The organism is Psychrobacter halotolerans, from assembly GCF_039680845.1.
Classification (GTDB): domain Bacteria; phylum Pseudomonadota; class Gammaproteobacteria; order Pseudomonadales; family Moraxellaceae; genus Psychrobacter.
Window position 1 is genome coordinate 143561 of sequence record NZ_JBDKWD010000005.1, and the last position, 13244, is coordinate 156804.

Here is a 13244-nt window from a genome sequence, read left to right on the forward strand (position 1 = left end):
GCAAAATATTATTAAAAGCTACTGTAAAGTATATACTCATGCCTTTCTTTGAGACTAGGGCTTCTTTCGACCTACTATAAAGCCAGTCCTAGCTTCACATTTCGCTTTGTTGTACGATATGCCAAAATTACCCTCTTATACAGAACTATCCTTTATGCAAAACACGCAAGAGACCAATGCCTCGGACACCCAACCAAAAAACTTAATAGAACCAGAGGAATCGGCGCAAGAAAAGCGACGGTCTGATCGCAACTTTGATGCCATCGCCGATCATTTTGAAAAAAAGGTTTATGGCGGATTAAAAGGTGCCATTCGACTGGCCGTATTACGCCGCGATATTTTTGCCTATAGCGCGCAGATGAGCGAAAGTCTTGGACGACGGTTGCGTATTTTGGACGTGGGTGCCGGGCTTGCTCAAATTGCGATAGAGCTTGCTGCTCAAGGGCATTCGGTCGTTATCAATGACATCTCAGCCAACATGCTCGAAAAAGCGCGAGCAAATGCAGAGCAAGCTCATCAAGAGCTAGACATAACGTGGTATGTGTGCCCGTATCAAGAACTTGAAGATAAGTTGAATCATGATAATCAGCAAAAAGAGAAAGATAATGACAATAACGACACTGCAGCTGCGGAAGACACTAAGTTTGACTTAATCATGTCACATGCATTGCTTGAATGGCTAGCCGAGCCTGCGACGGTGATGGATTTTTTTGATAAGCACTTAGCCGATAATGGCGCGATATCCTTGTGTTTTTATAATCCAGCAAGCTTTGATTATCGCAATCTCATTATGGGCAACTTTAATTTGCTCGATAACACTGAATATAAGGCGGACAATAAAAAAAGCCTGACGCCCAATTATCCCGTTGCCAAAGAAGAAGTCGATGCTTGGTTGGCGACCCATCATTATCAAACCATCCTTACCAGCGGACTGCGCGTGTTTCATGACTATTCGCCGCTAAAACGTGGTGGTCATAACGATCCAGATGCCGTCATACGAATGGAGCTGCGCTACTCACAACTAGAGCCTTATAAATGGCTGGGACGGTATTTGCACATAATGGCCACTCGGTAAATCACCCCTGTTCTCTCTCCTCAACTCTCTGATTTATCAGAAGCTGACCAAGCCGTGGCGTTGATTGCTTTTTCATCAAACACTACGATATGCTCTAATTTAGGTAAGATACCAATCTTGGTGCCAATCTCGTGATTATGATGACTGGCGACTAAAGACAATACGGTCTGGCCGTCATCCAGTTGTAAGCGATACAAGTAATTGGCCCCGCGAAACACCCGTCCAATCACCAATGCTGTTCGCGTGCTGTCATCGTCATGAATAATATCATCTGGGCGCACCAGCACTTTGATGGGCGTACCATTAGGATAGTCATATTCACGGTATTGCGGCTGTCCTGACTCATCATAGACCTCTAGGCGTCGATAGATATCACCCAACGCTGTCTCGACTCTTCCATTTTTAATAATGCCATCTATCATGGCGCCTTCGCCCACAAACTCCGCCACAAAAGGATTGACTGGCTCATGATACAACTCGCTTGGCGTCGCCCACTGTACGAGTTTGCCTTTATTCATGACGCCTACTTTGTCCGCCAGTGCAAATGCTTCATTTTGGTCATGAGTCACCAATATAGCCGTAGTATTGGTACGTTTGAGAATATTACGGACACTCATTGCCAGTGACTCACGCAGTACCACGTCCAAATTAGAGAACGGCTCATCGAGCAACAACAATTTAGGCTTGGGCGCTAATGCCCGTGCCAAGGCCACTCGCTGCTGCTGACCACCTGACAATTCATGAGGACGTTTATTGGCATGTCCGGTCAACTCAACAAGGTTTAGCATCTCAGCGACGCGGGATTTTTTGTCAGCCGCAGACCATTTATTTAGCCCAAACGCGATGTTTTTTGCCACGCTTAAATGACCAAAAAGCGCATAATCTTGAAACACCATACCCATACCGCGTTTGGCTGGTACAACCGCAAATGACTGATGAGCAGTTTGATCCGTTAGACATTGATTGCTTAAATAAATAGTACCGCAGCGGCTCGGCTCCAATCCGGCAATGGCGCGTAATGCCGTGGTCTTTCCGCAACCGCTATACCCCAAAAAGCAACCAATCTCGCCTTGCTGTAAGCGGAAAGACAATCCATTAACAACAACTGTCTCGTCATAACCGACGATTAAATCTTGCACGCTAAAATAAGGCTGGCTGACATTGATTGAACGGGTATTCGCTGCTTTGTAATCTGTTGAGTTTTGATATGAATCAGTATCCATAAACATGCCCTAGTAATAAATAGGATAACCATAGCAGGCGCAATAAAGTTTAATTGTCTTTATCGCTCATGGTTAATGTTGTTTGTCGCTTTGTCGTAGTAGTATCCAAACCGGCAACAAGCCAACCAGCACAATCAATAAGCTTGGCAGCGCCGCCCGTCCCCACATTCCTTCACTGGTCATCTCAAACACTCGCACTGCTAGCGTATCCCAGCCTTGCCGCCGTGTCATCAACGTAATCGGCATCTCTTTCATGACTTCAACAAAGCCTATTAATAACGCCGTCAATACCCCAGGACTGAGCACGGGCAGTATCACTTGTCGCCAGCGTTGATAAGCACTATTGCTCAGTAGTTTGGCAGCGGCTTCCTGATTGACCGTCAATCGCTGTAGTTGGCGGTCTACTGGCTGAAAGCTCACGGTCATAAAGCGCGTCGATAACGCCAGTAACATCACAATCACACTGCCTGACAACACTTGCTTTGAGACCATGCCGGCATCAATCATCTGGTTGTCTAACCAAGCAATTGGAATGAATATACCCACGGCCAACACCGTACCGGGCACCACATAACCCAAATTGGCCAATGTCGTCATCAGCTTGGTTAATTTATCAGGATATTGGCGCTTAATCCATGCAATGATAACCGCTAAAACCGCAATAAATAGCGTGGTCATAGCCGCAATCTTGATGCTATTGAGTACAAAGCCAATGTAACGCGCGTCGAAATCCTGCTGAAAATTTAAAGCCGTCCAATAGATTAGCTGTAAAAAAGGGATAAAAAAGGCGATTGCAAATACAAACGTACACAATAATGTCATGGCCCATTTGATAGGCGTGCTGGTATCAAACCGTTGACTGCTGCCTTGAGTCAATGAATGACTGCGTTTTTCCTGCCAATATTGCTCAAACAAAACCACGATAAAAACCACGCTGATCAATAGCGCCGCTAACTGTGCCGCCGTCGTCAAGCTAAAAAAACCAAACCATGCCTTATAGATAGCGGTGGTAAAGGTATCAACATTGAAGACTGACACCGCGCCAAAGTCCGCCAAGGTTTCCATGCTTGCCAGCAACAATCCGCCAATGATCCAAGGTAGTGCTTGCGGTAAAGCCAGCCTAAAAAATACGCGGCGACGGCTCAAACCTAGCATCTGTCCTGCTTCAAGCGCTCGCTTGCCCTGTGACAAGAATGCTTGGCGCGCGAGCAAATATACATAAGGATAAAAAGCCAATGACAGCACCAAACCTGCGCCCCACACATTGCGCACCGATGGAATCGCCGTATCAATACCCAGATCTCGCAAACCTGTCTGCAATGGTCCACTAAAATCTACCATACCAACGGTGACAAAGGCCAAAACATAAGCTGGCATCGCAAGCGGTAACATCAGCGCCCACGCAAAAAAACGCTGTCCGGGAAAGCGATACATGCTCGTTACCCAAGCAAGTAAGGTACCAATCGTGCCAGAAATAGCGGTTACCATGAACAATAAAATCACGGTGTTTTTGAGTACTTGTGGTAGCACATAGTCGATCATGTGCCCCCAAATCTCGGCGACTGGCTGTGTCCACGATAGCAGCACAATCAAAATTGGCACCAGCATAAACAACGAAATCAGTCCTAAGACTGATTTTGATAGAAAACGTTTAAGCGTAGTATGGTCTTGGGTGGCAACCTGCTTGTTATGAGTCCGAGTACTGCCCGTCTCATTTTTGACAACAGACACATCTGGCGTTGTGCTCATCTTATTATCACCATGTCATCTGTAACTAAAGAGGCTAAATAAACGACCATGACTTATAGTCGTTACTTATAACCCGCTTTGTCCATCATTTGAATCGCTTGGGTTTGTAGCTCGCCGAACTTTTGCACGTTGATGTCATCTTTCTTGAACTGACCCCATGATCTGAGCATTTCAGACTCATCAACCCCTTCTTTGACTGGGAATTCTTTGTCTGAGCTGGCATAAATGCCTTGTGCTTCATCAGATGACAACCACTCTATGAGTTTAAGCGTATCGTCTGGATTGTCTGAACCTGCCACCACGCCTGCCCCCGAAATATTAGTATGCGTGCCAGTTGTAGCTTGGTTTGCCCAAAATAGCTTCACAGGGAAATTCGGTTTTTCTTCTAGCAGGCGACCATAGTAGTAACTGTTGGCAATACCGACTTCACATTGACCAGCAGCAATTGCTTCTAACAAAGCAGTATCATCACTGAATACATCCGTGGCCAAGTTATCCACCCAACCACGAATGACAGCTTCGGTTTTTTCTGCGCCTAAGTGTTCAATCATACTTGCCACCAGCGATTGGTTATACACCTTTTTAGAGCTGCGTAGACATAGCTTGCCTTGCCACTTCGGATCGGCCAAATCCGCATAAGTCGATAGTTGATCGGCAGTGACTTTGCTTGGATCATAGAAGATAGTACGGGCACGCAATGACAGACCTGTCCATTGACCTTTTGGATCACGATATTTGGCAGGAACGTTTGCTTCTAACACTTCTGACGCGACAGGTTGCAGCAGCCCTTCTTGCGTCGCTTGCCATAAATTCCCCGCATCCACCGTCAATAGCATATCGGCTGGTGTGTTTTGGCCTTCTGCTTTTAGACGCGCAAGTAATGGGCCGATACTGTCTGTGACCAGCTCCACTTTTACGCCTGTCTTTTCAGTATAACGGTCTAATAATGGTTTAATTAGCTGCTCGTTACGTGACGAGTAGATGGTAACGATGTGACTGTCAGCATCGGCCGCAACCGCATCCGTGGTAGCGGCACCTTCCTCCGTACTAGCCGCTGTTTCTGACACTGCGCTCTCATCTGTTGTCGAGGAATTGCTACAACCAGTCAAACCGAGCATCACGCCAAATACGGCCATCGGTAAGGTCAGTTTGCTAAAAGTTGATACAGGAGTGACGGCGTTCGATGACATGGCTTCCCCACAATATAGTGTTATAAAGGATGGTGTTTTAAGACGTTGAAAAGGCGAGTAACAAACTAGAGTTATAAGATTTTTTAGTATATCTAACACTTATTATTAATATTACTAAAATAACATATACAGAAACGATATACTAATGTAAATGAGAGTAATTATCAATAAATTTATCTCTCCTGTAAAACCTGCCTAAGCGCTTCTGTATTTACTCAGAAACTAACGTTGTAACCTTAACATCACTGCTTTATTGAGAGCGCTCACGGTTTATTTACATAGTCTTGTTTTACAGCAGCCATTGTCCCAATAGTGCATTCACTGCCGCTTCAGTGCGTAGGATACGAGGGCCTATATGCACAGGTACGCAACCCTTCGCTGCTAACAGATCTATTTCGTAATCAATCCAACCGCCCTCCGCACCAATACAAACCAGACTGGGCAAAACAGATGCAGATTGCGCTTGGGAATACTGCTGGTCTAAACACTGACTTTCTAAGTACTGTTTCTCTAAGTACTGGGAAAATGACTGCGAACCATAAGGATGCGCCACAATAGCACGCTCGTTTGTCAAACGTGCCAATTCGTCTTCAACAAAGGGTTTAAAACGTTTTTGTAGATCAACGCGCGGCGCTATCGTATCCACCCCTTGCTGTAATCCTTCCAAGACAAACTCGTCCAAGCGCGCTAGCATCGGACTTTGCCAATAGCTTTTTTGGGTGCGGTAACTGTTGATAAGAATGATGTCGCGCACGCCAAGTGCGGTCATGTCCATAATCAAACGCCGTAGCACTTTCGGTCGTGGTAATGCCAACACCACTGTCAAATCTAACTTTGGAGGCGGGGCGGTTGTTAAAGCAACCTCACGCAGTTGGATACCGTCAGGGGTTATATTATCAATGATCGCTGTTCCTAACTGACCACCAAGTTGACCAATCTTGAGCGACTCACCCACTTTTGCGCCCAATACGTGGGTCACATGATTGATTTGCACCAAGGCACTGATTTTAGCCGTATCATGTGAGACGTTTGCTGCGGGTAATAAAATACAATTCATAGAATCTCTGAGCTTAAGTGCTTCTCAATAACGCCCGTAATCATAGCAAGCTGACGGGGCAATACCGCTTGCTGCTGACGGGTGATTTGTGCGCCCGCTTGTCCCGCCCGTGTTGCCAATTCAGGCTGATCAAGCCAAGACACCAGCTGCTGATAAATAAGAGCGGTATCGTCGCTAGCGGAAGACTTGCGAGAGGTTGGTTGGCTAGTGCTCGATGTATTTTGTGTCGCTGCTTGTTTATCGATACCCGCCGCTCTGCTTTTATTCGCAGGCTGGTAAAAGGCATTGTTCGGCTGATACAAAGCCCCTACCTCAGACAGTTTATCCACCACGCTTTGACAGGATTGTGTGTAGCGCCCCATTATCACAGGCGTTGCCACACTTGCTGGCTCAACAGGATTGTGCCCACCAATATCCACCAGCGAGCCACCGACTAATGCCACATCAGCTAACGCATACCACGTCATAAGCTCACCCATACTATCTGCCAGATAGACCTGCGTGTCGGCGTCGATGGTGTCTTCTGTACTACGTCGCGCCATTTTTAACCCAGCATTTTGAATGAGTTCTGCCACTTCATCAAAACGCTCAGGATGTCTGGGCACGATAATCAATAAGGTAGTTGCCAGCGCCCGATTGGACAGCAATTGCTTATGTAATGCTAGTGCCGTTTCCTCTTCACCGCTATGCGTGCTCGCGGCTACCCAAATGGTTCGATCGGCGACGCGTAACCCTTCTGCTAACGCTGCTTTTTGCTCCGCTGCTTTCAGCTTTTGCTGGTCGTCATGTTTATCATCCAGATGAGCCGGCTCATTTATTATTTTAGGCGTATTAATCACCCACTTTAATGAACCTGCCACGCGAATTTGCGCACTATGCGCGCCCAACTGGCGAAAGCGTTTCGCAGACTCATTGTCTTGGGCGATGATGAGGGTTAGATTTTTCATCATACTGGCACTGACCGCACCGATTTTTTGATAGCTTTGAAAAGAAGAGGCAGACAGCCGTCCATTGACCAAAATACTAGGGATATGGTGCTCGGAGAGCTTGGTCAAAATGTTGGCCCACAGCTCTGTCTCTACAAATAAAGCGGCAACGGGCTGCACATGCGTCAAAAACTTTTCAATGACGGCGGGGCTGTCAACAGGTACATAACTGTGACTCATCTGACCTTGCTCCATCTGTTCGGCAAAACGGCTGGCACCGCGAGCAAAACCCGTCTGCGTGGTATTGGTTAGCCAAATCTGATAGCCATCAGCCAATAAAGCATCTAGCAACGGCGCCACCGTATTGGTCTCCCCTAACGAGACTGCATGACACCAAATCACGCCTTTGTTGTGAAGAGACACATCCGAACCATTATTGGTAATACGATTATTCGTGCTGCTACTATCTTTACCACTATGAATAGAAGCCATCGATGGACGCGCTGGATAGCGTTTACCAAACCGCTGCTCAACTTCTTGTGGATAATTCTCACGATTGTGTGAACGTCGCCATACTTGGAGGCGATACAAGGGTTTGAGCAGTCCTATACCAAACTGATAGTAAAAGGGCGGCGTATGAACAGAGCGGTTTGCTGGCGCAGCAATATCAGTTGATTTTGACGTGCTATCCGGCGGTATATGAGAAGATGGCATGAATTAGCCCAGATTGGTAATGGATCAAATAATAGAAAGAGAACGGCAAAAAACGCGCCAATTCTACCTGAATTTAGCGCCTAACAATATGTTTTTAAGCGTGACCTGTCACAAAATATTTTAGAGAATAATAAGGATTAATAGCGCTATTACTGCCACAACACCCAGCAATATCTGATAGCGCTTGATGCTATGCCGCTCTTGTTTTTGTGTGCTGATCAGCTCTTGCGCTTTTTGCCAATGCACCATCAAGTCAGCGGCTTCGGCATGACCATTTTTGGCGGCTTGCGCAAGCCAATACTGACCATTGTCTAGGTCTTGTGTGACACCTATACCTTGATAATACATCTTACTCAATAAACGCTGGGCACGGCTGTCGTCTTTGCTCGCTGCCAACTTTACCCTCTCGGCTCCAGACTCGATGTCAGCAAGCTTATTATCCGCCAAGCCTTCACCAAGCAGCTCATACATTGCAAGTCGTAGCATCGCCGAGGTATGACCAGCGTCAGCCGCCTTTTGTAATTTTAATAAAGCTTGTTTCTTTGCCATTAAGTGCTTTTCTGAAAACGAAATTTGCGCACGCGGTTTGTTTTGTTTGGCGATATATTGCTCAAACTGATCCAGCACGTCACAAGCTTCTTGATATGTAGTATTTTCTACGGCTTGTACCACCTCGATCTCGTCTAGCTCGATAAGCAGTTGCGTAAATATCTCTGGGGTGGGCGAGATTTTCGAGGGTGCGGGTTTTGGGATCACCCTATTAGTAGGCGCTGGGTCGACTGGTAAAGGCTCAGTTTTTATAAGCTTTGGCGCTTCTTGATTAACTTGTTTTGACAAGTCGTTATCTACAGGCACAAGTATCGCATTGATGGTTGTATTTTTTAAGAAGTTATCTGCGGGGTTTTCTAGCGGTTTATGAAGATTGGAACTCAGTTCTGGATTGTGAGCCGCGTTTACAGAAGCCTCAGTATTCTTATCGGTATCAACATTTTTAACCGTCTTCTGCACAGCAGTTTTGTCGACTGGAGAGGCGTTGACAGATGGCAATTTTGTACTGACTGCTTGATACAAACCGCTGGCCACTTGACCACCCTGCACCGCTGCAAACGGTCGATCGATGTGGCCGAACAGACGCAGTCCTATTGGCTCTAAGGCAAAAAATACGGGCGTAGTGGTATCGTTTTCACCATTATCCCCACAAACAACTGCCATGTGCTGATAAAAATCATCAGTGGTGAGTGATAGCTTGGGATAGCGTTTGCGTAGCTCAAATTGACCATACCAATGCGGCGTCGTTTGCCATTGCTGCGCCAACACTCGTCCTGCGTAAAACCCTAAAAACATCATGAAGTTACGATAACGTTCATCCGCTAATAGCACCTCTTCTTGCCATTGACCCGCTTTAATCATATCGCGGCGTATTTGCGTCAAAAGCGTGTCTATTCGCTGCAAACTTGCCAGCGACTCATCCAATATGCAATCACGCAGCTCGTTTTCATAAACGATGCCACCCGCAATAGGACGCTCAGCCAAGAAGTCTTGCCAATAACCGGCTGCAATATAATCAAGTGGCGTAAGTAGTGCAGACATAAATAAACGCGGCCTTTTTACCAAAAGAGGAAGAATGACATAGTCGAGTTATTTTAAAACCAATGCCGTACTTCTGGTATCAATTTTATCTGGAACTGGCTATATCGATAAAACAAGGATAACCATCCACACCAACAGGTTACCTTAACCTAAAATATAAAGCGCTACAATAAAGGACTAAATAAGCGCACCACATTGTCAAACAGTCGCGCTGAGCCGCGACGCTCGCGCCACTCTTCTAATCCCAAAAATCGGCAATTTTGCAAATAGACTTCCTGACAATCCGCCACTTGCGCTACCATTTCTGGTGTATAAATCGCCAAGCTGACTTCCATATTTAGATAAAAACTGCGCATATCAATATTGACCGTACCAAATAAACAGTAATCATCATCGATGACCACTGTTTTGGTGTGTAGCAGCCCGCCTTTGAACAAAGCAATGGTCACGCCTGCTTCAAGCAATTCTTGATAGTAAGCTTGCGAGGCATGCTGAACGAGGAAAGAATCCACCTTTTCAGGCACAATCAAGGTCACTTCAACCCCGCGCTTGGCTGCGATCATGAGCGCGCCTGATAGGGTTTCATCAGGAACAAAGTAAGGCGTGGTCATACGAATGCGCTTATTGGCGCGATGAATGACCGTCACCAAGGTATTATAAATCACATGCGCTGTCACTTGCGGTGCTGACGGTATGAGCTGTGCCAAAACGCCTTCTACGACTGGCATTTTAGGGATGACAATCGATGTTGAGCCCACATCTGGTGTCTCATTGTGACTGCTACGATTGCCAAGCACCTTTACCCGACTGTTTAGATCGTTAATCGTCGGATCCATCACATACAGCTTACGCGTATAGCTATTGACCCGATGATTAAGCGCATCTAGATTGTCATTGTTTTCGGCACCAATATCCGTTGCGACAACGATGGCCATGGCTGTTGTGATGCTAATGGATTCCCGACTGGTGGTACGTATCGCCACATCGATCCACTGACCCACGTTTTTATTTTGTTTAAAAAACTTGGGATCGACCAAATTAAAGCTGCCGATATAACCAATGTATTCATCAATGGCCACCATTTTACGGTGATTGCGCAAGTCAGAGCGCTTAAACAGCGTCTTAAACAATCCCACAGGCAACGACTGATGCACAAACACACCAGCGCGCTCTAAGGTACGATGCGCATTACTATTAAAAAAGCTAAAGCTGCCCACACTATCTGCCAACACATGGCATTCCACCCCGCGCTGCGCGGCCGCAGCCAACGCTTCGACTACTTCTAGCACTTGTCCTTTAGGGTAAACAATATAAAACTCCATCAAAATGATACGCTGCGCGGCATCAATATCCTTGATCAATCCTTGAAAAATGGTGTTGGGATCGGTCAACAACTGCATATTATGATTCGGAAACACCCCAAGTCCTGTCCAGCGCGTGCCTATCTGACTGACCCCGCGATAGTTGGCTGGTAATAGATCTTGTCCTTTATCAAAAACCAAGTGCTCACGCTGCGCCATATTATTCATGAGCAAATTGGCCTCATCTACCCGCTCGCGATAGCGCCGCCCTATCATCGGCTCACCCAATAACAGGTAAGCAATAAATCCAAAAACAGGCAAAGTATAAAGGACAGCAACCCACGCAATCGACACACCGATATTGCGCTGCACCGATACAATCCGTAGCGTCATGACAATCATCAGAGTGATATGTAATACCAGACCTAACCCTGCAAAGTCTCCCCATGACCAAGTGGTAAAGGTTTGCTTAATAGTAGAAGTGTCTATGCTTGCCTCCGATGCTCAAAATAAATGATAGCTTAACTCATAAACCATCAATAGTATAAAAGCTATATAGTATAAAGCCTTAATCGTATGAACCATCGATAGTATAGTAGCTTTTATAGCCCAAACAATAGATTCATCCATAAATGTCTGTCTGATAAGTTTATTGATGAGCGTATCCAAGTCCTTGTAAATAATAATATTAATAAAATTTCTTGGATTATTTATTAAAATTGTCAAAATAGGGTTTGACAGCCATGTGTAAATCTATATAATACACACCCACAGCAAGGGGACTTAATTAAGTTCTGTGTTGTTGGAAATTTTCTAACTTAGAATGTGACAACTTTAAGTATTAGAGTTTCCATAAAATTCCCTTTAAGGAATTTTAACTTGCGAAGCTAAAATTGCAGTGCAATTTTTTAACGCTTCTCAGGGTGATTAGCTCAGTTGGTAGAGCGTCTGCCTTACACGCAGAATGTCGGCGGTTCGAATCCGTCATCACCCACCACTGATTTAGAGACGTGGTAAAATAGACTAAAACGACCTAAGCAGCGGTAGTTCAGTTGGTTAGAATACCGGCCTGTCACGCCGGGGGTCGCGGGTTCGAGTCCCGTCCGCTGCGCCATATTTAAAACGAATTTAAACTTACGAGTTTAAGCAAGTTTCGCCTCAAACATAACTTTGTTTGGGGTTTTTTTGTGTCTGTCATTTCTATTACCAGTACGATAAAAAATATATTTGATTATGGAACTCAGTTTTAGATTGATGTACTGAAGTATATTATACGAACGTAAAAGATAGCTTTAACTTTGGGAGTTTAAATGTTGAAATTTAATAAAGACAATGCTTGTTTCAATTTTCGAAGTGTTGCTGTGATTATTCACGATAATAATGTATTGCTTCATAAAGCTAAAGGAGACAGTCATTGGGCCTTGCCGGGCGGTCGAGTAGAATTTTTCGAAAACTCAGATATCACAGTACAGCGAGAGTTGATTGAGGAACTTGGTGTTGATTCCATCGTTAAGCGACACTTATGGTACGTAGAAAATTTCTTTGAACACTCAGGTAAAAAGTTTCATGAAATAGCCAACTACTTCCTTGTTCAACTCACCGAGCCCAATCAATTGCCAAATACTGAAAGTTTCTATGGCATTGAGACAGAAGTTCATCTTGAATTTAAATGGTTTTCATTGAATGGCATTGCTGAGGCTCCAATTAAACCTGAATTCCTTCAACAGTCGCTTTTAGATTTGCCGTCGGAGACTATGTATATTAAAGTCAACGACATCGAAGCCTAAGAATCCCTATCTTTCTATAGTCCAAACCCTCTTATAGATTACGTATCGGTCAAAGACGATTGTGCTGTTTTGAAAGGATTTGTGGTATCGAAATCATCATGCCGAAGTTGAGACGACTAATTTATTCTTCAAATGAGAGATTAATGCGACGCAGTTTTCTTAACAATGCTGGCCAGGCGATATTGCCATTTGCACCTTTCGTCACTTACTTTAACGCCGCTTGAATACCTGCCAATATCTCTGCTGGTATCAACGTCAATGCACCTCCTCCGCTCTGCGCTTTTATCTGAATCTCGCAGGCTCTTTGTAAAATGTACATGTTTAAAAAGGCATCCTCAACTGTGTAGGCACAGGTAATCAGTCCCGTCCGCTGCGCCATATTCTGTAGTAAGCAGAAAACGAATTTAAACTTACGAGTTTAAGCAAGTTTCGCCTCAAACATAACTTTGTTTGGGGTTTTTTTGTGTTTGCAATATTATATAAGCAATTGATTTATATACTTTTATTTTTTATTCAGATTATAGTGGATTAATGATTACTATTACTCAGACCAAGTACTTAAAACAAATCAAAACCTTCCATCAATTCCAAAACGGCATACAACGTATTTGCACCTTTCCCTTATTCATCAT

9 protein-coding genes and 2 tRNA genes are annotated in these 13244 nt (G+C 44.9%); 4 read left to right on the forward strand and 7 right to left on the reverse strand.

Annotated features, from left to right (window positions below; translation table 11 throughout):
- Window positions 1–118 precede the first annotated feature (118 nt).
- Entirely contained in the window at window positions 119–1075 is a 957-nt protein-coding gene (locus AAJP47_RS10590) for a methyltransferase domain-containing protein (protein ID WP_346717892.1), read from the forward strand.
- Between the two features lie 20 nt (window positions 1076–1095).
- Here AAJP47_RS10590 and AAJP47_RS10595 read toward each other — a convergent pair whose 3' ends face one another.
- The 7 genes from AAJP47_RS10595 to AAJP47_RS10625 form a co-directional block, all read right to left on the reverse strand.
- Window positions 1096–2298 (reverse strand): ABC transporter ATP-binding protein, encoded by a 1203-nt coding sequence (locus AAJP47_RS10595; protein WP_346717893.1) that lies wholly within the window; start codon window positions 2296–2298, stop codon window positions 1096–1098.
- A 72-nt stretch (window positions 2299–2370) separates the two neighbouring features.
- On the reverse strand, window positions 2371–4047 hold the full coding sequence (locus AAJP47_RS10600) for an ABC transporter permease (RefSeq protein ID WP_346717894.1): 1677 nt from the start codon (window positions 4045–4047) through the stop codon (window positions 2371–2373).
- A 62-nt stretch (window positions 4048–4109) separates the two neighbouring features.
- A complete protein-coding gene (locus AAJP47_RS10605) occupies window positions 4110–5237 on the reverse strand; it encodes an extracellular solute-binding protein (RefSeq protein WP_346717895.1) in 1128 nt (375 codons plus the stop codon).
- Window positions 5238–5526: 289 nt separating this feature from the next.
- A complete protein-coding gene (locus AAJP47_RS10610; RefSeq protein WP_346717896.1) occupies window positions 5527–6294 on the reverse strand; it encodes a 16S rRNA (uracil(1498)-N(3))-methyltransferase in 768 nt (255 codons plus the stop codon).
- A complete protein-coding gene (locus tag AAJP47_RS10615; protein ID WP_346717897.1) occupies window positions 6291–7934 on the reverse strand; it encodes a 3-deoxy-D-manno-octulosonic acid transferase in 1644 nt (547 codons plus the stop codon). Before AAJP47_RS10615 ends, AAJP47_RS10610 begins: the two co-directional genes overlap by 4 nt.
- A gap of 120 nt (window positions 7935–8054) precedes the next feature.
- Window positions 8055–9524: a tetratricopeptide repeat protein gene (locus AAJP47_RS10620; protein ID WP_346717898.1), complete on the reverse strand. Its 1470-nt coding sequence runs from the start codon at window positions 9522–9524 to the stop codon at window positions 8055–8057.
- A 164-nt stretch (window positions 9525–9688) separates the two neighbouring features.
- Entirely contained in the window at window positions 9689–11227 is a 1539-nt protein-coding gene (locus AAJP47_RS10625) for a cardiolipin synthase (protein WP_497198718.1), read from the reverse strand.
- A gap of 519 nt (window positions 11228–11746) precedes the next feature.
- Between AAJP47_RS10625 and AAJP47_RS10630 the strand changes: the two genes are divergently transcribed.
- The 3 genes from AAJP47_RS10630 to AAJP47_RS10640 all read left to right on the forward strand — a co-directional run bounded on the left by AAJP47_RS10630 (window position 11747) and on the right by AAJP47_RS10640 (window position 12612).
- Window positions 11747–11822: transfer RNA gene (locus tag AAJP47_RS10630), tRNA-Val, on the forward strand.
- A gap of 40 nt (window positions 11823–11862) precedes the next feature.
- A tRNA-Asp gene (locus AAJP47_RS10635) sits at window positions 11863–11939 on the forward strand.
- Window positions 11940–12135: 196 nt separating this feature from the next.
- Window positions 12136–12612, forward strand: coding sequence for an NUDIX hydrolase (locus tag AAJP47_RS10640; RefSeq protein WP_346717900.1), 477 nt, complete (start codon window positions 12136–12138; stop codon window positions 12610–12612).
- Window positions 12613–13244 lie beyond the last annotated feature (632 nt).